18 protein-coding genes are annotated in these 25,601 nt (G+C 38.1%); all 18 read left to right on the forward strand.

Annotated features, from left to right (window positions below):
• Positions 1 to 553: 553 nt before the first annotated feature.
• Positions 554 to 5,740: a hypothetical protein gene (locus CRO25_RS24520; protein WP_079696720.1), complete on the forward strand. Its 5,187-nt coding sequence runs from the start codon at positions 554 to 556 to the stop codon at positions 5,738 to 5,740.
• Positions 5,741 to 5,898: 158 nt separating this feature from the next.
• Positions 5,899 to 6,906 carry a stalk domain-containing protein gene (locus CRO25_RS24525; protein WP_079696721.1) on the forward strand — a complete coding sequence of 336 codons (1,008 nt, stop codon included), beginning with the start codon at positions 5,899 to 5,901 and terminating at the stop codon, positions 6,904 to 6,906.
• A gap of 233 nt (positions 6,907 to 7,139) precedes the next feature.
• Complete coding sequence (locus CRO25_RS24530) at positions 7,140 to 7,712, forward strand: hypothetical protein (protein WP_079696722.1); 573 nt, start codon at positions 7,140 to 7,142, stop codon at positions 7,710 to 7,712.
• A 426-nt stretch (positions 7,713 to 8,138) separates the two neighbouring features.
• Positions 8,139 to 8,381 carry a hypothetical protein gene (locus tag CRO25_RS24535; RefSeq protein ID WP_079696723.1) on the forward strand — a complete coding sequence of 81 codons (243 nt, stop codon included), beginning with the start codon at positions 8,139 to 8,141 and terminating at the stop codon, positions 8,379 to 8,381.
• 964 nt (positions 8,382 to 9,345) lie between these two features.
• A complete protein-coding gene (locus CRO25_RS24540; protein WP_079696724.1) occupies positions 9,346 to 10,515 on the forward strand; it encodes a hypothetical protein in 1,170 nt (389 codons plus the stop codon).
• A gap of 535 nt (positions 10,516 to 11,050) precedes the next feature.
• The gene (gene rseP / locus CRO25_RS24545; protein ID WP_079696725.1) at positions 11,051 to 12,244 is read left to right on the forward strand and encodes an RIP metalloprotease RseP; all 1,194 of its coding nucleotides are present in this window, start codon (positions 11,051 to 11,053) and stop codon (positions 12,242 to 12,244) included.
• A gap of 155 nt (positions 12,245 to 12,399) precedes the next feature.
• Complete coding sequence (locus CRO25_RS24550) at positions 12,400 to 12,591, forward strand: hypothetical protein (RefSeq protein ID WP_079696726.1); 192 nt, start codon at positions 12,400 to 12,402, stop codon at positions 12,589 to 12,591.
• A gap of 204 nt (positions 12,592 to 12,795) precedes the next feature.
• Positions 12,796 to 13,014, forward strand: coding sequence for a hypothetical protein (locus tag CRO25_RS24555; RefSeq protein ID WP_079696727.1), 219 nt, complete (start codon positions 12,796 to 12,798; stop codon positions 13,012 to 13,014).
• Positions 13,015 to 13,169: 155 nt separating this feature from the next.
• Positions 13,170 to 14,180 carry a hypothetical protein gene (locus CRO25_RS24560; protein WP_079696728.1) on the forward strand — a complete coding sequence of 337 codons (1,011 nt, stop codon included), beginning with the start codon at positions 13,170 to 13,172 and terminating at the stop codon, positions 14,178 to 14,180.
• A 425-nt stretch (positions 14,181 to 14,605) separates the two neighbouring features.
• Positions 14,606 to 16,057 carry a type IV secretory system conjugative DNA transfer family protein gene (locus tag CRO25_RS24570; protein WP_079696730.1) on the forward strand — a complete coding sequence of 484 codons (1,452 nt, stop codon included), beginning with the start codon at positions 14,606 to 14,608 and terminating at the stop codon, positions 16,055 to 16,057.
• 33 nt (positions 16,058 to 16,090) lie between these two features.
• Positions 16,091 to 17,806 (forward strand): DEAD/DEAH box helicase, encoded by a 1,716-nt coding sequence (locus tag CRO25_RS24575; protein WP_079696731.1) that lies wholly within the window; start codon positions 16,091 to 16,093, stop codon positions 17,804 to 17,806.
• A gap of 511 nt (positions 17,807 to 18,317) precedes the next feature.
• Positions 18,318 to 18,695, forward strand: coding sequence for a hypothetical protein (locus CRO25_RS24580; protein WP_079696732.1), 378 nt, complete (start codon positions 18,318 to 18,320; stop codon positions 18,693 to 18,695).
• An 840-nt stretch (positions 18,696 to 19,535) separates the two neighbouring features.
• On the forward strand, positions 19,536 to 20,927 hold the full coding sequence (locus tag CRO25_RS24585) for an N-acetylmuramoyl-L-alanine amidase family protein (RefSeq protein WP_256863747.1): 1,392 nt from the start codon (positions 19,536 to 19,538) through the stop codon (positions 20,925 to 20,927).
• A gap of 31 nt (positions 20,928 to 20,958) precedes the next feature.
• On the forward strand, positions 20,959 to 21,504 hold the full coding sequence (locus tag CRO25_RS24590) for a GerMN domain-containing protein (RefSeq protein WP_079696733.1): 546 nt from the start codon (positions 20,959 to 20,961) through the stop codon (positions 21,502 to 21,504).
• Positions 21,505 to 22,144: 640 nt separating this feature from the next.
• Positions 22,145 to 22,387 (forward strand): hypothetical protein, encoded by a 243-nt coding sequence (locus CRO25_RS24595; RefSeq protein ID WP_079696734.1) that lies wholly within the window; start codon positions 22,145 to 22,147, stop codon positions 22,385 to 22,387.
• 4 nt (positions 22,388 to 22,391) lie between these two features.
• The gene (locus CRO25_RS24600) at positions 22,392 to 23,387 is read left to right on the forward strand and encodes a hypothetical protein (RefSeq protein ID WP_079696735.1); all 996 of its coding nucleotides are present in this window, start codon (positions 22,392 to 22,394) and stop codon (positions 23,385 to 23,387) included.
• 24 nt (positions 23,388 to 23,411) lie between these two features.
• Positions 23,412 to 24,245, forward strand: coding sequence for a S1 RNA-binding domain-containing protein (locus CRO25_RS24605; protein WP_079696736.1), 834 nt, complete (start codon positions 23,412 to 23,414; stop codon positions 24,243 to 24,245).
• Between the two features lie 91 nt (positions 24,246 to 24,336).
• Entirely contained in the window at positions 24,337 to 25,158 is an 822-nt protein-coding gene (locus CRO25_RS24610) for a hypothetical protein (protein ID WP_079696737.1), read from the forward strand.
• Positions 25,159 to 25,601: the final 443 nt, after the last annotated feature.

The raw sequence follows: 25,601 nt of genomic DNA on the forward strand, positions 1-25,601 counted from the left end.
TTGGTTTCTCAGTACATGCGTGATTCGGGTAACACAGTACTGACAAATATGGACTCCGTAGCTTCCGGTGGTATTGATCCAGATTCCAATCCATCGGGCACACCAGACGGATGGGTTCGTCAGTAACATGAAATGAGCACCTTCTTGTACATTGAGAGGGTGCTTTTTTTGATAAATGAATGAAACTGTCGACAAAGTAATTTCATGAGAAGTTTTTAAATCACCTCAATCCTGACTGTAGTGTTAATGATTCTTTATAGTACTTTCTATCAACTCAATAAGGCTGCTGGAGATGAATCAACTTAGGGCAAGACATGGTCTTTAGGCTGTCCAAACTTTAGCGAACCACATGCCAATCTCTTAAAGTCCCTTATTATAAGGTTATAACTAAGTCATCTACCAAAATAAGTAGTTTTATTTAAGTCCACATTCCATAGCAAGCAATATTGTACCTCTTTGGGTAAGAAAATGTACCCGAAAGGGTACCTACAAAAGATTTACAAAGGAGTATCATTAATAGCGATGATTATATTAATTATGGGAGTGAAAAAGCATGAGGAAAGTAAGAACCTTTAAAAGTGTTATGGCATCAGTATTAGGTGTATCAATGCTGATCAGTCCTTTCTTGTATCCGGAAAAGACAAGTGCAGATTCAGCAAAAACAGTTGACGTAGTTACCGGATATTACACTACATTTGTAAAAGCTAATGATGCTAATTGGTATGGGACCGGGGATAACTCGTTCTATCAGTTGGCTGCAGATGAGCGAACAGATGTGAAGCACTTTGTTAAGTCTGGTTTAGATGACGCGATTGATATCTCAACTGGTCAGAACGTTACATTAGTAGCTAGAAGTGACGGTCACGTTTTGGCTTGGGGGCAGGCATTAGGAAGTTATCGTTTAGGAATTCCATCTCGAACAGAAGATGTAAAGGTACCTACAGTCGTCGAAGGAATCTCGGATGTAAAGAAGGTAGCTGCGGGAGCACAATATTCACTCGCCCTGAAGAATGATGGGACGGTTTGGATTTGGGGAACAATTGGTACAGACACGGATTCGTATGTTCCCCGAAAAGTAGAAGGTTTGACTAATGTCACTCATATTGAAGCCGGATATAAGACTGCATATGCGATAACAAGCGATGGTAGTCTATGGGCTTGGGGAAACAACAGTTTTGGTCAGATCGGGGATGGCGATACAACCATTACACGTAAAACACCAGTTAAAGTGTTGTCTAATGTAAAAAAAGTAGTTAGTACAGAGTTTACTACCCTTGCACTTAAAAACGATGGAACAGCTTGGGGTTGGGGGAGAACTTCTAATGGTTCTACAGGTTATGGAAATGCAAAAATAGGTGGTACCGTAATTGAGAATACATACTCGGCTCATAAATATGGTACTTTGGATGATGGTTATGATGCTCAGATAAACGACATTGTTGATATCGCTTTGGGTTTTCGAGCATCACTTATTGTTCGGGCAGATGGAACTGTATGGGGAGCTGGAACGAACTCATCGGGAGAACTTGGATTGCCTAGCGTTACGTCTACAAATCCTAGACCAGTTAAAGTTAACAATTTAACAAATGTTTCAAACATCTTTATGGGTGCGTTTCATGCTCTTGCCATTGACACTAATGGAGATACTTGGGGATGGGGAGATAGTTCTAAAGGCCAGCTTGGTTTTTCAAAGACAGGAATTAACCAACAAGCAGCACTATTGAATATCACAAACGCACCTCTTATGGGCCCGGAAATTATATCTTCAGGGATTCAACAGAATGAAATGAAAATTACGATAAATAATCCAGCCTATGTCCTTCCACTCATTCTTGAATATCGCTTAAATGATGGGGAATGGATCATTATTAATTCAGGTTCCAGCATCAATATCAAAGAGAATGGCCTACTTGAAGCAAAAGTTACGGATACTTTAGGTCAAAGTAAAACAAGTACTTATCAAGTAAAAGGACTTAACGTAAAGCCTTCTAAACCTTTACTTGAATCACAATTTACGAACAACGAAATGAATGTGAAATTTAGCAGTCCAAAATCCGCTGATACGCTAAAACTTGAATACCGTTTTAAAAGCGGAGCATGGAATACTGTAACATCGGGATCGACGATTACTTTTAAGGATAATGGATTAATCGAAGCAAGAGTAACAAATGAGTCAAATCTCTCTTCTGATGTAGCCGAACTGGCCATCAACTCTATTGATACATCGATTCCAGGCAGCCCAACATTTACAGTGAATAATGATAGTGATCGTGATGGAAGTGTCGTTATCATAATTAATTATCCTAGTGATGCAACGATCAAAGAATACAAAAATAGTACAGATTCAACGTGGACCACATACACGACAACGGGCGGTCTATATTACACGAGTGATCGAATTATCGAGGCACGTGCAAAGAATAAATTTGGTGTCACATCAGCAGTATCAACATATGCTATCGATTATCTACAAAAAGAAAAAAACAATTCGATTGGTTATAACAAAGTGTATGTTGCCGAAGTCATGAAAGATCAAGCAAATTTAGATGAAGCAAGAGCAGTAGTTAAGGGGCTTATCCCCCTTGATGAGCACTATCGCATCGACTTCGAGAGACGATTAGACGCTCTTCAAGACCTTATTAATCAAAAAGATCCTGCTTACCAACAAAAAGTACAACTGGCGACAGAGGCTGTCATTAAAGCTGAGAAATCTCTGGTTCAGGCTGATTTGGATGCAGCTCGATTGTTGGTTAATGCTCTAAAAGGAAATGATAAAATCAATCTGACTACACGTTTGGATGCTGTCCAAATATTGATTGATGCAGAAGTAGTTTATGTAAAACAATTAAAAGAGGCTACTGATGCAGTTGTTAAAGCAGAAGGATCTAAATTGCAAGTTGATGTGAATGCAGCAAGAACCTTAGTACAATCCTTGCGTATTGTAGATAAATCTTCACTTTCTGTCCGATTGGACATTATACAAAACTATATTGATGAAGAAACAAGTTATATTAGACAATTGAATCAAGCGGTTATTGCTGTTGAGAAAGCAGAAGGGTCTAGATTACAAATCGATGTGAATGCAGCAAGATCGCTAGTAGCAGGTTTGCGTGATACTGATCAAACTGCACTTACTGCCCGTCTAGATATTGTCCAATCTGATATTGATGCATCCGAGGGCGGTTACACCAAACAAGTGGAAGAAGCTATCGCAGCTGTTGTCAAAGCAGAGACATCCAAGACACAGCAATACGTAGACAGTGCTAAAACTCTGGTACAAGCACTACGTGCTTCGGATCAAACAGCTCTAATGAATCGTTTGAATGCAGTGCAAAATTGGATTGATTCTGAGGCATTGTATATCGAACAATTGAATAAAGCGACAGAAGCTGTAGTTAAAGCAGAAACATCCAAGACACAAACAGATGTTAACGATGCAAGAAATTTGGTTAAAGCTCTTCGTGAAAGTGATAAATTATTGCTTAACGGACGTCTAGACCTGGTGCAAGTATTAATTGACTCAGATTCAAATTATACAAAACAAGTTGAAGCAGCGACCACTGCTGTAGTTAAAGCAGAGTCAACCAAATCCCAAACCGACCTTGATACAGCGAGAGACTTGGTTAGCAAACTCAAAGATAAAGATCAAGAAATTCTCAACGATCGTCTTGATGCACTGCAAGATATTTTGAACGATGCATACGATCAAAAGTTAAAGGATGCTACGGCCGCTGTTGAAAAAGCCGAAAAATCGTTATCTCAATCGGATGTGACTGTAGCAAGAGCTTTAATTAAAGATCTCAACACTTATGATAAGGCTTTGCTTGGATCACGTCTGGATGTTGTCCAGGATCTAATTGATTCAAATCAAAACTATCAAGATAGACTAGATGCAGCTATACTGGCAGTGAAGAAAGCGGAAACGTCTGTGAATCAGGATGATTTGGACGATGCGCGTGAACTTGTTAATATACTGAATCCGGATGACCAAACTGATCTACATCTCCGGTTAGATGCACTGCAAGTTAAAATTGATGAGCGAGATGCATACCTGAATTTACTTGCTGAAGCATCGAACTCTGTTAGAATCGCAGAACTTTCCAGAGATCAGGCGGATGTAGATGCTGCTCGAACTCAGGTGGCTCAGTTGAAAAATGAAGATCAGCAAAAATTGAACTTGCGATTGGACAGTGTTCAATCCATTATTGACCTCAATCGTAATCTGCAGCCAGCAAAGGAAGCAGTCTTCCATGCAGAGACAACTCAAACGCAAGTGGATGTAGATAAAGCGAAAGAATTGGTAGAAAAGCTTAGAGAAGGTGCTTGGAAAGCTTACCTGCTTGATATTTTGAATGAGCTCCAATCAACAATTACTGATGTTGGTAAGAGTGTAAGTCAGTTTGATGCAGCTAAGACAAAATTGTCTGATGCAGAATTAAGTAAGAAACAAGCAGATCTGACCAAAGCGAAATCAGCAATTGACGCTTTGCCGGCAAGTAATCTGAAAAATGAACTTACAGAGCGGTTTACTAAGGTGCAAGCAGAAGTGAATTTGACGAAGGCTGTGCAAAATGCGAGCTTGGCTGTTACACGAGCTACAAGCGCAAAAACGTTGGAATCTTATAACGCTGCAATTGCATTAGTAAATCCACTTCCAGAATCATCGAAATCTGATTTAGTTACTAAACTTGAAACACTCAAGTTAAAAATTGATAGTGCTCGATCAGAAGAAACAGAGGTTCTTAATGCCGAAACACTAGTCGAATTTGCTGAAAGTAGTCTGCTTGAAAACGACTATGAACAAGCAGCTTTAGCAGTTAGTCAACTGAAAACAAGTTCAAGTAAAACAAAACTGAATAAAAGAATTACCGTGTTAAAAAATGGTTTGATCAAAGAAAACCTGGTATTAACCAAATTTGAAGTGACCGCACAGACTAAGAATACGAACACCCTAACATGGACTAAAGTAGATGGAGCAACTGGATACAAACTTGAACGTATGCTCAATGGGGTTGTAATCAAGACGTTTACATTGACCACTCAGAAATCTTATAAAGACGTAGGATTGGAACTGAACACTGAGTACACTTACAGACTCACCCCTAAGGCCGGTTCAATTTTAGGGGAGGCTAAACAAATTATTGCACCTAAATTTACTGTAGAATTACCAGCAGCACCTAGTTTGGTAGAGGCATTTGTTGATGAAGATGGAATCTTACATGTAACAGGTACAGGACAGGGAACTAATCCACTATACTTTGTAGTTCAAAATGAAAAGGGAATTCAACAAACAAGAGCTGGAATTATTGATGGTGAAGAAAAAGCTTATATCTTTAACACTGCCGGTGTCTACACAGTGAAAATTGAAGCCTACAACACATCCAGCAAAGTTTCTTCTTATTCTGAGACGAAAAGTGTAACTGTAACTGCTTCTATGGTTGAGCCACCAACTGCCGAAGATGCTATTTATTCTGTGAAAACAGAAGGCGAATATATTGTATTTAATGCATCTGTAGCGAACAATGTGGACGGGGCAGCACAAAAATTCACATTCGAAATTCGAGATCCAGATGATAAGCGTATAAATTATGGAACAGGTAAGCTGGTTGAGGATCGAATTGTATATACATTTAAACGAAATGTTAGTACTGCCGGTCCTGGAACTTATAGTTTAATCATTAAAGGTAAGAGAGGTTCTACTTTCGGTACGCCTTCAACGTTTGAATTGCAAGTTCAATAATTTTCTATTGAGAGAAGTACTCTAATTATAAGAGTACTTCTTTCTTTTTTTGTAAACGAACGAAATCAAATTTGTAATTCATGATTTACACTATAAGGGGGATCAAGTAAAATGAGAGTAGCGATTGTTTAGGAGAATCAATCATCAGGAGGATAATAATGAATATGAGAAAAATAGGATTAATGATTACCTTGGTATCTGCTCTAATAGCGACCACTGCATGTTCCGCTCAAGATATAAAGGAGCAATTAATTAAGAATGATCCACCTATAAAGGTGTTGATTGGTGGTAAAACGTATGATTTTAAAGATTCAAAACCATTTAAAGTAGGAGAAACCACCATGGTGCCAGTGAGAAAAATATTAGAGCCTCTTGGGGCATCACTAGAGTACAATGACTTGACAATGGATGCACTAATTAAGGTAGAAGGAAAACAAATTATAATTCATACCGGTTCAGGTATTGAAAAGAACGATGGCTCCAATTATGTGCTCGTTGACGGAGAACGGAAGGATATGGGGGCGCCAGCTCTTCTAATCAATAAGGAGACCTTTGTACCTGTTTCCTTCGTTGAGACGATCGGTGGGGCAGTAGAGTGGGTTTCAATGGGACAAACCGTCAATATGAGTCTTCCACAGAACGTCAACTTCAACACAAACATTTATACGCGGATTTTTTTAAATGATGGTTGGAAGATCCCCGGTAATAGTGGCATTAAATTATCCTGGGGAACGAAGTACATTGGAGAAGTGAATTTGACGAATGACTTACCCCATGGCCAAGGCACTTTGTATTCTTCTAAATTAAATCTGCTCTATAGTGGCCAATGGAAAAATGGCCTTCCGGATGGTGAAGGTATGATTAGTATCTCTGAAGCAGACAGAGTCGTACTGAAAGGGAGTTTCGAATCCGGAGTATTAATTAAAGGCGCACTAACTCAGTCCGATTCTACTTTTTATGAAGGTGATTTTGGGCACCAGAGACTGAATGAGGGAAAACTGAAACTACCTGATAAATTAGTGTTCAAGGGCCGTTTCACTAAAGATCAAAAATCTGCAGTTGGGATGATTTATAACGCATCAGGTCAAGTAATATATAAGGGTAAAGTATCATTTGATGGGGTCTTAATTATAAACCAGTTCTCTTATCAGAAGATATCTGGGTAGAATCAGCAGGAATTTCTCCCTTTTTCGTGTAACTTTTTGCTGGTTATTTGCGAGAAGGGGGGATGAACTGTATGTGAGAAGACCATTACAAGCCATAAACCTACGCAGTATATAAATACCGCGTAGGTTTATTATGATTCAAACAAGCAGAAAAAGGGATATCATACACCTCCTGTACCCTAATATCAATCCCAAATTTAGATCAATATAGAATACTGAAGTGAGGTTACCCAATGAATATATATACGACAACTAGTCTACTACTTGTGATAATTCTACTGAGTGGATGTACTGTAAAGGGACCGTTATCTAAGTTTGCAGAAGGGCAGAGCACTCAGACACCATCTGAACAGGAACCAATTGTAAAAGAACAGGTAACCACCTCAAAGGATGAAGAGATCCAAGAAGAAATACATGCTCCACAGGTAACCCTCAAAACTTTAGATGAGATCGGCATTGAAGTGGCCACTTTTCTCAGAAATGTCGATTACACGAAAGAAAAGCCATTTTCTACTCCTAAACTGAAGTACCTTTCACCGGGAATGCTTGCTCAGTTAGATAAAGATAAGAATCATCAGATCCAGATTGCCACCTTGAAAAAGAGAAAAATTGAAGTGCAAAACCTAAAGGTTATTAAATCATCTGTCAACATAGAAGATACTACAGCTTCAATTCGAATTCGTGGATCTGAAAAGGGAACAGAACTAGGGAAAGATTTTAAACGTGGTCTTCAAATTTCAGTAAGTTTTTTTAGAGAAAGTACAGAACAATGGGTAGTATCTGATATTGTGTTTACGAACTTTTGACAGATTTCTGAGACTCCCCTTAGTGGATCAGGTAGCAATACTATCGAACCGAGATAAGATCTTATATCTAAATTGGAAGCATAGTTTAAGCAAATGGAAAACTGTGGGTTAAGTCGCAACCCAATGACCGCCAGGCGAGGAGGAAGAAGAATGAGACTTAACCCATAACCGGATCAGACGTTTACCCATAAGTATGTCAGAAAATGCTTAGAATTTTGGTGCTTTAGTTATATCTTAAATGTATTTTGAAGCATAAGTTTGCCATAAGTCGAACTTGGAAGCATAAAGTTGCCGAGAGTCACCATTAGGACGACTTATCATTAAACTAACGGGCAGTAATCTGAATAACTTCCTTTTGAAAAAAACGAATATCTCCAGTATTATCTTATTGTTAGATATATTTTCTATTGGAGGATGATAACTACAATGTCTATTCACGACTATTTGGATCAACATCTAAAACAACAATGGAACATGGTACGTTTAAAAACTCTTGTAGGTACGCCTTTTTTACAAGGTATAGGTGATGAACTTGAAGCCTTAGTAAATAAACAATTCTCTCTCAAGGAACTACAAGTTGGCTATTTAGAGGCCAAGAGTATACCTAACATAACAAAAAATGATGATATCGTGGCTGCCTTTATCTTTAATATGAGCCATCCTGTATAAGTATGTATGTTCTAATATTCCTTATTGACTTTTAATTGAACTAACGAGAAACGATAAGCTCAATAAATTCAAATGAAGTCAATCGTAATAGTGGTTGGCTTCTTTGACTTTAAATTTTTCATTTAAACTATAATTTAAACTTCCTTTTGATTCAAATTGTACATTGTAGAGGTGTTACTTCCCGCAACCGATATTTTAGTGTTTTTTCATTCATAAAGGTCCTAAAACGGGTACTTTGTACACATTTTCAAAGTGGAATAGGAATGTGTGTTTCTAGATGCTTGAATTGGAAGCATAAGCTTGTCAAATGGCAAACTTATGGGTTAAGTCTCAAAGAAGAATGTAAACAGGAAAATATATTCATGTATATCTTGAAGTACAAATGCTAGACTGTTATAATTGATTTCAAGAGAAATGAGTACATTTTCAATGTTTCACTTATTTCACTAATATGCATTTGTATAGCAAAAATCCCCTTTGCTGTAACAAAGAGGATTCTGCATGCATACATAGTATGAAGTTATGTCTTAATTATACAATTACAATAGACTTATTTCAACTTCATGTATAGCATTCCAGAGGCTATATTAGCTGCGTTAAATAATACTTTGCTTAGCATGCATACTCTACTTCTTAGAACTAATCCTTTCTGTGGATAGGACTTGTCAGATGTGGATCTAGCGACAATCAGTCCTTTTCTTTGGATAATGACGACCGCTGCACATGCTATTTAGCGCGTGCGGCTTTTTATATTAAATAAAAAAATACATAAAAAAAACCCGACCTAATTCTAAAGAGGATGAGTTTTGAGCGACCACCTCATTTAGAATTCCACTGGCAGGTTTTTGTAAGGAAACGAATTTAATTGTGATTATTATATCATATTTTTTTCAATTATCCAAGCAAAAGCTTTATTTTATTACGCCAAATAAAAGGTTCGGGGTACAAAAGGAGCCCGACAAATTTGAAACATTCTATAGAACTATTTAAAGCTGCAAATACCACGTACGACACCCCAAATAAGATACAGTTTAAATTGTTGTTAGGCTCTGTTGCTGCATACAATGGAGAAATTCCCCTCACTCGTAATGAGATTAAAGATCGACTTTCCATATCTATTTCTGCCCTGAAGCGTATCCTGGCCGAGTCAAAATATACCGGTGAAATCTACGAGAAAGACGGTAGGTTATTTGTTAATCCTACAACTGTGATTGATTTCAACGCTGAAACATCCAACTCTTATGTTAAACACTTTAAATTTCTGTCTACAACAGAATTTAAAGAAGAAGATCGTCGCGTTCAACGATTCGTTTTAGACATGCTATGCCAACATGTATATCTAAAAGATAGAAAATATGTAACGTACCTTAAAAACCTAATCACTTCCGGATCGCGTGAGTTTGGAACATTTAATATCCGGACTGTAGGTGAGATGAAACAAATTATTGAAAAAGCAGGGAAGTACCTGGATCTGCAGCTCGAGTGTCGGAATACGAAAGACTGGTTAGTTATTGTTCATGGTTTAAAGCCGGAGTATGAAATATTAGGCTCGTATGATAGTGAAGGAGCTATGCTTTGGGTTTCACAAAAGTTGTACGCTGCCGGGTTTGTGGTTGAAGTAATCGAAAAAAGCGTTAAGAACCAGTTGGCTAAAGTAATGGAATACTATTATTCTCAACTCGGATATGAATTGGCTTATAAAGTATTTGTGGGTGCGCTTGATGATCTATTGTATTCCTCTGCTTTCCACTCCATGGTATACGCAAATATAGAGAACGATAAACAACTTAATGAGATTTCAGCTTACTTCCGCCATGTAGCGGAAGCATCCGAGCGTTTTGTCGCTCTAGGTCTTGCTTTAGATTATGAAAAACTAAACAATATCATTGACGATGTTACTCGTATTGCAGTTGATGAGGGCAGTGAACCTTCTACTATACAAGAATTACAGCAAGCCAAGATATTGAAAGACTCTCTAAAATTAAAAATCTCTGCATTTGAAACACTTTGGATCAACAATCACCAAAAGGGGAATCACTATCTGTTCGATCATCAAAAAGATAACCAGGTAGCCCTTCGTTATATGAAGGATTTACAAAGTCTGTTGTATGAATATTGGGTAGTATCCAAATGATTACGTGTCAATTAAATACAATCGATTAACGCCATCATTTAATTTAAAAATAACTCTTAGTTTTCCCAAATTTCAAAATGTGTACCTGGTGAATCTCTTTTTATGCCTATAGAGGTTGTGGATAACGAGAAATATGATGTGCAAAATAATTTTAGTTATCTTTATAAAGAAGAATTCCTTCTTGAGTGATATTCTAGCCATCCAGATGCTGAGTTAGAGCCTATTTATTCTGATAAGCTCTTTTTGGATATGCAGTATTTTGACGTAGTAAAGGATAGTTTACTTTGTGAATTAAAATGCGGTGTCCGCCTTAAAACCATGTGTATCAAGGACTTGAACGCATTCTATTTTACGCCTAATGGTATTGATCTATTGTATTAATCTATTATATTAAGTTATGGAGTTAATTATGGTATTCGTTAATTAATTGAGATATCATCTCCAAATACCCTCCTCCACAAAAATAATATTAACTTTATAAATTCTCTTTCAAAATTCAAAGAATCGTTTCAGTCAACTATTGGGAGGAACACGAATGCTTTTTGCAGTTTGTTCAGTCATCATTATTTTCATGATTCTAGTGTTTACACATGAGTTCGGCCATTTATTCGCTGCTAAGTTTAACAATGTGAATTGTCCTGAATTTTCTGTTGGGATGGGACCAAAACTGTTCTCGATCAAAGTAAATAAAACGGCTTATAATTTTAGACTGTTTCCTATTGGTGGGTATGTCCGGATGGCAGGGGATGATGAAACCTACTACTTAGTGGAGAGGGATATGTATATCGTCGTAAAAGATGAGAAGATATTATCCATTGAGGAAAATGAGGTCCTTAATAGCTCCTATGTCACCATAAAATCAATCGATTATATCCATAGAAAAATCACGTATAGCATAAATGATAAGATATGTAGTCTGCTGCTTCATGAGGATGCATTTGTAATGTTAAAATCTAAGAAAAAAATCTACATTTCTCCCTATAATTCAATGCTAGCTAGTAAGAAACCATTGCAAAAATCAGCTATTCTCTTAGCTGGGCCTTTTGCCAATATTGCCATGGCTCTCATCATACTTCTTAGTGTCAATCTTATTCATGGGGTACCTAGTTCAGACGCAGTCATTGGTACAGTTAATTCAGATACAAGTGTTCTCAAGCCAGGTGATCAGATTATCTCTGTTAATGATAACAGGATAGAGAACTGGAATGAGCTAAGATTGATTCTAAATTTTAGATCAGAAAAAAATCAAGAAATCGCAATCCGTAGAGGTGAGGAATACCTCAATGTTCAAGTAGAAGATTCGATCATGTTGTCTCCAATGATAAGCAGAAACATCGGCAGTGTTCTTACCGCCACGTACCAAGATACATTACATTACTCTACTATTCTGATTAAAGGATTAAGAGATATCCTTACTGGGGAAGAGTCTTTGAAGAATCTTTCCGGACCCGCCGGTGTCATGAAGCAAACCTATGATATTGCTAATACTTCAACTTTTCACAATCTCATCATCTGGGCGTCTATCATGAATTTAAATGTTGCCATCTTTAACTTGCTGCCGATACCGGCACTGGATGGCGGGAGATTACTCGTAATCATTATCGGAGTAATCCGAAGAAAGCAAATAGCTCCAGAAAAAGAGGGTTTGATTCATTTGGTTGGGTTTACTTTCATGATCGGCCTGACAATCCTTGCAACGTGGAATGATTTGGTCAAATTCTTTCACTAGCCACCAACTGAATTTGTCATTATTTAATTCTCATATATGCTACATCTATGAACTTTGTTTTAGACAAACCTTTTGAAGGAGAGAAGTAAGACGCTATAAATAAAATTTAGTACATGGCATGATATATCAATTAAAAGAAAGAAGTGTATTTTCAAATGAGCAAAAATCAATTAGTTGTAATTAAATGGCTGTCCACTACTGGACAAAATTTTTTATCAGACATTGTTGAACTGGAGGGCGCTTTTGATGGTGTTCCGGAAGATGTGGCAGAAGCCTTTGCCACGCTTTCAGACAGGGAAAAAATCGAAGTGATCCAAAAGGCTGCAAATAATTTACTTTATCAGTAACACAGGAACAACAATCGCTAACAATTTTATAATACTGAATTTTAAAATACTGAAGGACTGGTGATAACATTGAATATTACTTTATGCGTAAATAACAATAAACCAACTGAGATCCAACGGATGGTACTAACAACCCCCGAAGTTTTCCAAACGACGCGTAACGAGTACCAATCTGTTCCTGAATCGTTGGTGGCTACGGTCCATATGGATCAGCATCAATCGAAAGAAGAGGCTGAAAAAATTGCTGTTGTAATGGCAGCAGCGCCTGAGCTTTACCATGCCTTAAGAATGCTCCATAACTTATTGGATTTTTCTTCTTCAGATCCCTTGGAGACATTAAGTGGATTATCGGAGGTTGAAATCAGCCGTGCATTTAGTATAAGCAAAGATGCTTTAGACAAAGCATCCGCATTCACTAATTAATGTATAGCTGGTTAATGAGTACCGACCAGCGAATGTTTTAAGTATCTTGGGCTCACTGCCAACTATCTAAGTTGGAGATGAGATTAAGTTCTCATCAAATATAATACGGAGATCAGCACTTCTGATGTTATCATATCATCAGAAGGAGACTGGTTATGGAAATCTTAGATAATCTGAATCATTATAAAATTGTTTTTTCCCATGAAAGTGTCTTAATTGGAAATCTAAAAAGCGTACAAGTTACGTTTAAGTTGATTAATGGCCGTTTTACGACTTTAAAAGTTACGATCAATCGTGGTCTAAAAAAAGTACTATATATTGTTGCTCCGAAAAACTTATCGAAGGACGATGTTCAAGAGATCGGCTTGCAAGAATGGATCGTTGAGCATTATACAGGATTGCAAGATCGATTGGTTAAACCAGTGCTGCAGTATTTCATTGAAGGCGAATGGACTCTTCTCTGTTGTTTTCCATACGGCGACTTATCCAGCGCCCGTACTCAGATAAGAAATATGACTGAAGAAATTCAGAATGTACCATTGAAGCCTGATCTCGCGATCTATGGAGACATGTCATTTCTCTTCAAGAATGATCCGACCAACGTAGCTCAAATTGAGTTTTATACATTTAATGAGTTTATTAGCTACAATGAATTAACTAATGAAACAGATAACGGTACACACTATGCGCAGTTTTATAGAAGATTACGTACGATTTCTCAAGTAGCGATTGCACATAAGGTTAGTCCGACCTTTGTACGGAAAAATGGTCAACCTTTATTCTTTGAGAAAGAGCACTTCATTGAGCGCGTTCAGATATCAAAACGCACATACCTGGGTTCCGAGTTTGACAACAAAAATGTTATCCTTTGCAGCTTTCATTCTCATGATGTTCATCAGACTCAACATGCCGATGTTGTACTTTACAGTATAATCAGCGACGGATATATGTTTGAACAATATATGGTTTATTTGAATCCAGAGATTACATACATCCCTATCGCGGAAGTAAACGCTGATCTAATCGATCATTTTACGACAATGCTAGATCTACAAAAATACGAAATCCGTTTATCCTTTAAAACAAATTCTTTTCAGGCCTCTAGAGAGACCGGCACATACCTTCTACCTCAGATTTCAAATCAATCTGGCGGGGAGGTTCTCTAGATGCGGAACAGAAAAGGAAATCTAGAAAGGATGTTCTTATATCTTAAGAACGTCTCGGCGTATTTCATAACAGTAATCTTATGCTGCACATTGTTTGGCCTTCAGATTCCATGGGTTTCCATGATTCTACTTGGGATCGTGTTTATAGTGTGTATCGAGTTGCACCAACTGGTTAAGAGGATCAAACTAAAAAGAATAAAAGAACGGCCACACAAAGAAGACTCTCTATGATTCAGTGGGAGTCTTTTTTTTTTGCTTACTACTGCTGTGCAGACTACCATTTCAAATCAATGTAATATACAATTAAATTAAGTGTAAATCATAAATTACACCAAACTACCCCAATAAGGCGTTTGGAGAGACTCTCAGGATATGACCTGGAGTTTCTTCGAACGCCTTTTCTATTGAAATTAGGAGGAAAAAACATGTCTTCAGCTGCAGCTACAGTTAACAATCGAGGTACCGCCAGTTTAATGGATCATAGAGCATTAAGACCGGTGATGGGAAAAGGAGGGTTTATCCTTGGAAAGAATGTAATCATGTCTAAAAAACTCTCATATGAACATCTGGCATTAATCGGTCCGACCGGATCTGGTAAATCAAGTACATTCTTTATACCTAACCTTCTAGATTTAGATTTGGGAGTTTCAGCGGTCGTTACAGATCCCAAAGGAGAATTGTATTGGAAAACAGGTCCCGAACTAAGGCGACGTGGATTCGATACCATCCGGTTATCTCCTTTTGAAAATCACTTCCCAGGGTACAACCCGTTATCTGTGGCCAAGGATTACGCAGAAATCAAAGAAATTGCGCAACTCATCCTAATGAACGGCGGACTTGCATTTGAGATCCAAGGAAAAAGCGGCGGGGATTCTACTTGGCTTAACATGTCCCTACCTCTATTAGTCGCGGCATTCCTCTATGTGAAATATAGAAATCCAGAGTGTCCTCGAATTGGTGATGCCATGGATATCATTCTCTTTATGGATATGGAAGAGATGGAGACACTATTCAATGATTACAAATTAGCAAGACGAGAATATGCGCTGTTCAAACAAGCAGCCGGCTCAGATAAGATCTTAGCTAGTATTAAGGTAACGATTGCTACAAACATGCAATTGTTCATGGATGACCGGGTAGTCCACTTTGCGCAACGAAATGATATTCAGCCGAAACATTTACGATATGGATTAAACAATGACAACAAAAAACCAGTTGTCCTGTTTGTTTCAGTACCTGAAACGAAATCCCTTTACGCTGCTCCGCTCATGGCCGTACTTTACCAGCAACTACTCCAGCGTCTTCAAGATATTACAGATGGGTTCCCCGTACTATTCTTTTTAGATGAGTTTGCCAACTTAGGTATCATTCCGATTATTGATACGGTTGCAGCAACAGCACGTTCCAGACGCATGGGGTTAGCTTTAGGCATCCAAGGTATTGAACAATTAAGTCAAAAATATGGAGAAGATAAGGCAGCCAATCTCTTAAATAACCTGAAGACTAAGATATTCCTTTCGGGCCTATCCCAAGTTTCTTGTGAGTACGCCTCATGGTTCTGTGGAACCTCAACAATAAAAATAGAAACCATTTCTACCGCTTTCCTTGCTATGATACCAGACAAAAAAACGATTACATCAGCTGAGCGAGATGCAGTCACATCAGATGAAGTGAGACGTCTTGACCCTAGAAAGGCACTCGTTATTTCAGACTATCTGAATGCAGCAACCGTAGATAAAATCTTCTATTATGAAGAAGACAAATATACCAAAAGAGTACGTGATGGAGACCCCGATTTTTCTACTGAGTTTGAGGATCTTAGAGTTCATTATGGAATCTCCGAAGATGAAAAATTTGATGCTGATCCATTCAATTAAACTCATAAATACTAGTGAAGGGAGGTACAGCCATTGGCAATATCCTTAAGAGACTACCAGAATGAAGCATCCTCTATCGTTTTCGAGAAACTTGCTGCAGGCGTAAAGAGACAACTTATTGTTCTCCCAACTGGAGCGGGTAAGACAATCGTTGCTGCGGCCGTCTCAAAACTATTCAAAGAAACATTTGATATAAACCGACCTATTATTTTCATTGCTCATCGAGACGAACTACTAAAGCAAACAGCGAGTAAAATGAGCCTAGTTTGGAAGGATGTACGTGTTGGCAGGGTTAAAGGCGCCGACAACGAGCAAGAAGTCGATGTCATTGTCGCATCTACTCAAACTTTGGTCCGCGGCAGGCAGATGGTTAGACCTTCGCTTGTTATTTATGATGAGGCACATCATAGCGTCTCTAAGGGTTCATACAAGGTGTTAGAGACCTTAGGCTGCTTTGAAGAAGATGGTCCGCCATTACTCGGAATAACCGCGACCCCAAACAGACTTGACCGGCAAGCATTAGGCCAAGTGTATGAGGAGATTGTATATGAAAAAACGATCTTGGATCTCATACTATCCAAGTATCTCTGTGACATCAGAGGAAAAAAGATTGTTGCAGATGAACTCAATCTGGATTCAGTACAAACACTTGCTGGTGATTTTAACGAAAAACAACTGGGTGAGCAAATGGGCCAGGAAAGTGTTATCGATACAATAGTCCAGGCGTATTTAGAACATGGCGAAGAGAGGAAAACGATTATCTTTGCTGTAAATGTAAAACAAACCTACGAAATTTCCGATCGCTTATCTTCTTATGGTGTGAAGGCTGCCGGCATCGATGGTTCATTGCCTGAAGAGACTCGCGATCAATTGCTTGCGGATTTTTCTCAAGGCATTCTACAAGTCATGGTGAATTGTATGATCCTAACGGAAGGCTTTGACGAACCGAGTGTAAGTTGTATTATGATGGCGAGACCCACTAAAAGTGAGAGCTTATATACCCAGTGCATTGGACGGGGGACCCGATTATATCCGGATAAAGTCGATTGCCTTGTTCTTGACATTGTTGGCGTTTCAGAGAAACACTCTTTAATGACACTTAGTGATCTTTTTCCTCCTGGGCGAATAGAGGATGATGAGGAAATCGATGAAGATATCCTAAAAGACGAAATGTTAGAGGATGGGGAATCCGTACTTGAATTTCAGGAGCGCCTGCATCAAATTGCCTTTGAACATGGCAAGAAAATGCATGAGATTAATCTTTTCTCCACAAAGACAATCTACTTATGGAACTCTATCTCCGGTAGTGCTTACTACATTAGCATTGGCAAAAAGCAATATTGTTACTTAATTAAAGACGATACTCACTGGTGGATTTTATTTGAACACACAAATAAGCGGCTGTATCCATTACATGATGAAGCTTTATCTCTAGAATACGCACAAGGTATTGCTGAAAGCTTTTTGCAGACAATCAGTACCAAGATTATTTATAAGGAAGCTCGGTGGAGACATCATCCAATGAGTCCAGCTCAGCGTTCGCAGCTCGATAAAAATGCTATTGCATATGATGACACATGGACAAAAGGGCAGGCATCCGATGTACTTAACAGTATTTTTGGAGAAAGAATTGCAACTAAAGTCATTGATAGATTTAATGGGGAACTATACCGTAGCATGTTATCAAATCAATATGTGCGTGATAAAATTTATCAGGATCTATCGAAAATTCAGAAAGAGATCAATTAACGATGAAAAATATCGTCCTAAAGCATTGATCAACAGCTGCTCACTTGAGTCTGTGGTGAATTAACTGATAAAGGATTCATTCAGTTCCCTAAGCAAAGCTTCTCCCCACTTTAGGGCAGAAATTGGACGCATAAGATTGTCTGTCGTGATTCCCCAATCGAACGCAAAAAGAAGCCAGTAGACAGCCGCCTAATTAGTCGGCTGTCTTTCCTTTAATGTACTATTATTTAGTTTTAATGCTACCTTGCCTCAGTCAGGCGTAACTGTGAGGATGGCCCCAGTGGGATACTCTGAGTTAGATACACCGAACGCAATCTCCAAAGGTGTCGCACTGTTATATTTCAATCCGCCCAATAATAGAAAATGTTCACAAAAATGACATTTACATTTCGTGTAAAATAATGTTATATTATGTATGTTCTCTTATTTACATATTTAAGATGAATAGTAAATAGAAAGGAGTTATCTAATATTTTGCATATCTAAATCCAACTAAAAAGGAGACTTTAAAATGTTAAAAAAATTTATTGCTGTTTCTTTAGTCGCTGCAATGGCACTTCCGGTAACTGGAGCTTTTGCATCGGATAACCCAACGGATAGAGTTACACCTAACATCCAAAATACGCTTGATTCAAATATAACAGTTGCACCAGGAAAAGACGAAGTCAGCATTTTGGCTTATACATGGACAGTCAAAACAACAGCAAATATTAGAGCAACCGCATCGCCAACGGGAGCACATGTGCTCACTGTATATGCGGGCACTCAATTATTTGGTCAACATGGTGGTGAAGTTAAAGTTGTAAATGGAGAAAAATGGGTCTATGTTTGGAACAGTGCAAACGTAGCGGGATGGATCTTGCTCTCAGCTCTCGAAGAGACTGGTTAATGATCATTGGTAATATGAATTTCTAATTGTATATCATATTTGCTCAACAAGAATTACATACATCACTAAAAAAGATCCTTTCGCGATGTAATTGACGATCGGATCTTTTTTAACTAAAATGTGTCCGTGCTTAACTTATTCTTGGTGTTGGAATAGATTGTATCCAAAATAAAATTGATCTCTCTTGAGCCGTCGTAACTCCGATCTTTGACCTCACCATCCTTCTTGTCGTTATAATAGAATCTCCTCCGGTGGTGGAATACGGTTGATTGATCCGATGATCTAACTTCCTAATTTGCAATATACAAAACAAGCATCTTAAAAAAGTTCACCCTCCTATAAATCCGCACATAGATTTCCCTCTTATTTTCTACAACTAATGAACCATAATTAGAATATATTTGTATGAAAACCAATTATTTCGCAACTTTTAAGGGAGTTATAGCGTTATATTTATGAAAAGGATATTATAGGTAATTTTGTTCCTCCAAGAATATTCACTTTTCAACAAAAAGACCCTTATATATCGGGATAATTACATATACTTCAATTTAAACGGATTCACAGGATAAAAATGTATATCAATAGAATGTTGTCACAATTGAGTAGGTAGTACATCCTGCTTATAGAACTAACTTGAGGGTCACAGGAGGTGATTGGTTTTCCCCAATAAACTTGATATCTTTGAATTTCATAGCATCAGTTCAATTGTCTTTTGAATTAATTTGTTTACGCAACAGGTTGTTTTCCTGTGAATCCTTTTCATAAATGAAAATCATATTGTAACCTTGTCATGCAGTTGAAAGATTAGTAATACGTAAATTAAAACCGAGGTGTAAAATGAAAAAAACTATAATGATGTTGTTATTTAGTGCACTGCTACTCTTTCTAATACCCATGCACACTCATGCGGCTACAAATCAAACTAAAATTATTTTAGATGGCCAGGATCTAGTTTTACCTAACGATGTTGAAATCGTTAATGTTCGGAACAATATTATGATTCCAATTCGAGTAGTCGCTGAGAATTTAAAATTCAAGGTGAATTGGGACCAAAAAACACAAAATGTGGATATTCAAGAAGGTTCTAATGCAATTTCATTGACCGTTGGAAAAGATCAGGCTATAGTCCAAAATAACACTGTGACGCTTAACATTGCTCCCCAGATGATCAAGAATACGGTTGTCGTTCCCATACGCTTTGTTAGTGAAGAGATGGGGTTGGGAGTTGGCTGGAATAACAAAGACAAGATTGTTACATTAACTAGTAATATAACGCTCCCATCCCCACCCTCTAATGAGAAAGGGAATGAAGCAGCCACTAACCTGATTCATGATATAAACTATGCCAATGATCAACTTGTCGTTTCATTAGACCGTGAAGTTTCTCCAGTCATAACAACACTAAAAAATCCTGAACGAATTATCTTGGATTTCCCATCTACCAACTTCGGTAATATGGGACAAGTACCCTCTGGAGGATCCATGGGAAGGTTAGATACTAGCGACTTTCCAAGTGTTACTGAGGTACGCTATTCTCTTTTCAAAAATGATCCTGCTCAAGTTCGAATCGTGATTGAATTAAACAATGTAAATTCGGTTAATTATACTCAACAAAACATCGCTGGAAAATTCATCCTTGATCTGAGTATGGTAAACGATTCCGCACCTGCAACCCCTATCAACAGCGGAAAAAAAGTAGTCGTTATTGATCCGGGCCACGGAGGCAGTGATCCAGGTACAATAAGTTTCACCAAAAATCCAGAGAAGCATTTTGCCCTTGCTTTAGGCCTTAAAGTGCAGGCTCTTTTAGAAAAGGAACCTGACATAGAATTAATCATGACTCGTGAAACGGATATCTACCCTACACGACCAGAACGCGTCAAGCTTGCAAACGATCTTAAGGCAGATGTGTTTGTATCTATACACGGTAACAGCGTAACCGCTGCTCCCCAAGTATCGGGAACTGAAACGTATTACTACAAACGCGAAAGTAGTAAAGAACTAGCAAACATCATTCATGAAAAGTTGATCAAGGCCTTGGGATTTAAAGATCGTGGCGTGAAGAACGGAAACTACCAGGTCATCCGAGAAACCACAATGCCTGCGGTTCTTTTAGAAGTCGGGTTCTTAAGTAACAAGGCTGAGGAGGAGGCCATGATGTCAGAAAACAATCAAAATAAAGCGGCACAAGCTATTGTAGATGGAATAAAAGAATATCTGAATCTATAGGGCAGCAAATAATTTAAGAGGATGTGCTTCTATGAAAAAAGGGATCTATCTGGCTATCGCAATTTGTGCCATAAGCATACTAGCCGTGGGTTGTGGTAGCAAACCTACTTCTTCTGGTCCAGTACAGGGTTCTGATCCTGCAAATACTACACCAGCACCAATAGTTAATCAGGGCGAGGTGGAAAAGGAATCTCAAGAAATTGGTGTTTTTTACGCCGACGATCAACTATTAGATCTCGAACAACGTAAGAAGGAGATTACATTCGAAGATGACTCCGAAAGATATAGTAAGACGTACGAAGCCCTTCAAAGTAGCGATCAAACTGAACTGATACCTTTGTGGAAAAATATTGATTTGCTTTCGGCTACTTTTGATCAAGGAAAGTTGACATTAGATGTGCATATTCCGGATGAAGCAAGATTAGGATCTGGGGGAGAAGTTCTAGCCATCGATGCTCTGAGAGAAACATTTTTTCAGTTTGATGAAGTATCCAGTATTGATCTGCTTGTTGACGGAAATGCAACTGAAAGTTTAATGGGCCATGCGGAATTAGAACATCCACTAACCCGTGAATAGAGCCATCATAAACAGCCGAATCTCTATTAAAATCGGCTGCTTATGATGAAGAGAACCTCCATTCTTAATTGAATGGACGAAGGCCTGCCCTACTTATAAACTGTACCCTACCCTATAGAGTAGACACTTATAAAAGGTCTCTCTGTGGGGTATTTTTTGTTGTATGGCTATAACTAAGACGAGGACGGAGAATGATTAATGAGTAAAAAAACATTTATAACCCGCGAAGTAGAGCAACTTCCGTATCGACAAAAGAATTTATATACACAGATGAACTCAAAGAACGCTTTATTGCATCGAATCAGCACAGGAAGCTGCCGCGAGACATTTTGAGGGTTGTGAATTCGACGTTTAGATCATTGGAATCAAAGCGATTGGAAATCGATAGAGATTTGGTTAAAGAGTGCAAGGAACCTTAACCTTACACGATGAAAAGGTTATTTTACTACTATATACTACTACTACACTCTACAAAATCTATTATTGCGGTATTGATGTAAATCATGATATACTTATTTTAGTTAAAATGAATACATTCGAACAACACTTACACTACCGTAGAAACGGCGTGCTGAAGACAACTATCCATTTGTCTTCATGCACGCTATTTTTTATTTTCTTTTAGAAAGGAGGAACAGACTTGAGTCAGACGGGCTTAGATCCAAATGTTTCTCTGCAGAAAGTGGTCTCATTTGTTGATAGTGAAGAACTCGCTAAGCAAATTAACAATCTTTCGACGAATGGACAAGATATGTTAAGCAGACTGCTAATTCAAGAAATTCTGAATGCATCAAATTACTTTATTCCACTCATTCACCTTGCAGAAGCTGAAGGCAAAGAATTGATCGTCAATTTCTTGCCTGACCAAGTACAAGGAGGGTAATGTCGTGAAAGCCATCGCGAAATATCTTCCTATTGTAATTAAGCTGTACATACCTACAATTTTTTTCATCTCCCTCATAGGACTGATAGCATTGTTTATGAGTTTGTACCGCTTAGGATTCGGTATGCCTTTATTGTTTTGGTTATTAGGACTAACTGGGCATATCATTTTCTTTCGTAACACGAACAAAATAAGCTATCTATCTTTATACGGGTGTATCTTTGCTTTTGATTGGATGCTCGGCAGTATAGTTACTCGTTTAATTGACAGGATTTCACCGGGTTCTACATCCATTTTGCCATCCATATTTAGCTTAATTTGCTTAGTTGGCATGTTCTTTCTTTCATATATCTATGTGAAAGCAGTCAAGAGTTTGAAGCCGCCTATAAATCGAACGTACTCTTGGGAAGATTTCAATTTTGATTTGAATGTGAAATTAGAAAAGGCCGAGATACGTTGGAACGATATAAAGGAAAAGCTATCTGAACTGAAGACCAAATTTCTAACTAAAAAGGTGGATTTGAAAAACCTTGTGAGTAGAGGAGTTACCCAATCGCTCCCTACGCAATCCGTTCCTGTATCCATTGAGGAAGCCGAAGAGATTAGCCCCTTTGATGTGAAAGAAGAAGACGATAATGAGTGGGCAGAAGTGGAACAACCCATGTTTACTATCATTGATTTTGAGAAGGAGAATGCTGAAAATACCCAACAAACAGTAGAGACTCCGAAATCAGAACCAACGAAAAAAGAGAGAATTCCCTTTTTGGAAAGTGAACTACCTGCTTACAATGCTCCCCTGCCTGAACCACCTCCGGTACGATCTAGTAAAAATGGGGCAGCACCGGTGAAGTTGGAGGAAAACAGAAAAGGTCCGCAAACAGCTGAGCATTCTAAGAGTCCTATAGCGACTCCAGATAGCAATGTAACTACTTCTGTTGAAGATACAGTTAAAGAAAACAGTAATGCTGAAACGAGTAGCTTTTGGAAGTTTCAGGAGTAATACCAAATACGAGGAGGAACTATAATGAGTAATATTCTTGAAAATGATGTATTGTTGAAAATTGTCCCTGAGAGTGAGCAGCAGATACATGACCAAGTTGAACAGGAAGCTTGGGAAAAGGTGTATCAAGCGCGACAAAACCGTTCCATCATGCAGTCCGAAATTAGTACTATTGAGACACATGGCGGTAAAGTCTGCGTGATTGTGTTCGTGGGTCATATCAAAGGGATCATCCCGATTGAGGAGACTGATTTCGATCAACGTACACAATTGACTGATGCAATTGGTAATAACATCTACTATAAAGTAACTGGTTTGGATCGTGATTCTGAAATTTTTGTAGCGTCAAGCAAGCAAGCTATCGAACATCTTCAAGGTTTAACATGGGATCGGTTGCGGACAAACCTAATCGTGGATGCAAAGATCGTACGAGTGAACAATCGATCACTGCGTCTTGATATTGGAGCAATTAATGTAGATCTCAGAGCAGATGAGGTCTCCTACGAGTGGATCGACGATATGCATGATCGATATAAACCTGGTGATACCATCCGAGTTAAGGTGATTGATTTCAACAAAGAAGAAAAACTTTTAAAGGTCAGCGGTAAACAACTCTTCAAGAACCCTTGGCCTGAATGTACGACGAGATTTCAAACCGGAAACACTTATAAAGGTAAAGTCTCTGGGGTTGTTGAATATGGTGTGTTCGTAAATCTTGCTGAGGGGGTAGATATCTTGTGTCGCCAACCTAAACCAGGTATTGGCAAAGTGAAAAAAGGGGATAATGTCCGTGTGAGAGTTGCAAAAATCGATGTAGAAAAAAATGAAATGTCGGGAATAATCAAAAGCAAAGTTTAATACTAACACTTCACTTGATACTTGCAAAAGCCTCTAATTAAGAGGCTTTTGTTTTGCCATACTTATAATAATAAATAGGAGGTTTATGCTCATGGTCTTTGATTTATCCCCTTTTCACATGGAAAATAAATATATCATTAAGTGGGGACGCCAGCCATCTGATACGATCAAACTGAAAATATCAACTTTGAATACCGCCCAACGTAAAGTCTTAGAAAATCTGGGGTTTCTATATTTTGCATCAAAAGTACAACTGGCCAAAATTCTTAACCCTGGGAACATTCGTAGAGGTAAAAAAAATGTTTCCTTCTTGTTAGATAAAGGTTATCTGGTTGAGCACACACTGACAGGTAGGGAAAACAACAAGTTTATGCCTGTCTACAGCTTATCGAATCCAGCGAGGAAAATCTATGGATTGGATAAATTCCAAAAAGCATTAACGATCGAGTTACTTCAAAAATTGCTTATATCTCAATTTTACTCCCGGTTTCATGAGATCGATCCTGAAACGAAAGTTGAAGAGACCAAATCCCCCTTTGATGCTAGGTTCACAGTAAAGGGAATGCAATTTCAAGTAGCAACTTTAAGAGAGAAAGTGCAGCGTGACAAAGTCTATAACCACATTCGTTTTATGGAAGATGAAATGAAAACACTGATTGTAGTCAGTGATTGGGATGATGCGAAGAAGTTTTTGGATATTAAAGATCAAACACATCTCTTTAGGATTACTACCGATCATAACCTGCTTAAGGAAGACCTATCTGAAAGCTTCTCTTATGTTGAAAATGACGAATTCATACCAGAGTTCATTCCACCTTTTAGAAAGCCACCTAAAATTGTACAAGAGCCTGTCCAACCTCCGGTAGATGAGAACATAAACAGGTTACTTGGTATTCTTCAACCTTCGTCATAACATCAGTAGAGATAAGTAAGAGGTCCGGACGGACTTCTTACTTACCTTTATTCCCCTAGTCAAACAACATGTACTCCCGCTAAAATTATGAACTTAACTAGAGGTTGGAGTAAGCCAAAAATACCACTATTACTTGATATCCTTGACCATAAAACGTATAATAGTGTCATAGTTAAACCGTTAGATATCAGTATTTTTTTCATTTATGTTATGAACGTTCAACGATGATAACAGATGAATGAAAAGATGGATGGATATACTTGTATATCAGGAAATATTGGTATAATTGCGAATTCAGTCATCGACATGGAAGGGCAATTAAGGTGTTTAGGGATTCTTAGGTAATGAAGACGTTTTTTTGCCGTGTACATTATCTACATTTAACCTACTGCTTAAAATTCCACTTAGATTTTGAACGTTAACAATTACATATACTATTCTTG

It is taken from the genome of Paenibacillus sp. RU5M (assembly GCF_900221055.1).
Classification (GTDB): Bacteria; Bacillota; Bacilli; order Paenibacillales; family Paenibacillaceae; genus Paenibacillus; species Paenibacillus marchantiae.

Coding starts and splice junctions, on each gene's coding strand:
- CRO25_RS24520 (WP_079696720.1), top strand. CDS start 554: ATGAGGAAAGTAAGAACCTTTAAAAGTGTTATGGCATCAGTATTAGGT.
- CRO25_RS24525 (WP_079696721.1), top strand. CDS start 5,899: ATGAATATGAGAAAAATAGGATTAATGATTACCTTGGTATCTGCTCTA.
- CRO25_RS24530 (WP_079696722.1), top strand. CDS start 7,140: ATGAATATATATACGACAACTAGTCTACTACTTGTGATAATTCTACTG.
- CRO25_RS24535 (WP_079696723.1), top strand. CDS start 8,139: ATGTCTATTCACGACTATTTGGATCAACATCTAAAACAACAATGGAAC.
- rseP (WP_079696725.1), top strand. CDS start 11,051: ATGCTTTTTGCAGTTTGTTCAGTCATCATTATTTTCATGATTCTAGTG.
- CRO25_RS24550 (WP_079696726.1), top strand. CDS start 12,400: ATGAGCAAAAATCAATTAGTTGTAATTAAATGGCTGTCCACTACTGGA.
- CRO25_RS24555 (WP_079696727.1), top strand. CDS start 12,796: ATGGATCAGCATCAATCGAAAGAAGAGGCTGAAAAAATTGCTGTTGTA.
- CRO25_RS24560 (WP_079696728.1), top strand. CDS start 13,170: ATGGAAATCTTAGATAATCTGAATCATTATAAAATTGTTTTTTCCCAT.
- CRO25_RS24570 (WP_079696730.1), top strand. CDS start 14,606: ATGTCTTCAGCTGCAGCTACAGTTAACAATCGAGGTACCGCCAGTTTA.
- CRO25_RS24580 (WP_079696732.1), top strand. CDS start 18,318: ATGTTAAAAAAATTTATTGCTGTTTCTTTAGTCGCTGCAATGGCACTT.
- CRO25_RS24585 (WP_256863747.1), top strand. CDS start 19,536: ATGAAAAAAACTATAATGATGTTGTTATTTAGTGCACTGCTACTCTTT.
- CRO25_RS24590 (WP_079696733.1), top strand. CDS start 20,959: ATGAAAAAAGGGATCTATCTGGCTATCGCAATTTGTGCCATAAGCATA.
- CRO25_RS24605 (WP_079696736.1), top strand. CDS start 23,412: ATGAGTAATATTCTTGAAAATGATGTATTGTTGAAAATTGTCCCTGAG.
- CRO25_RS24610 (WP_079696737.1), top strand. CDS start 24,337: ATGGTCTTTGATTTATCCCCTTTTCACATGGAAAATAAATATATCATT.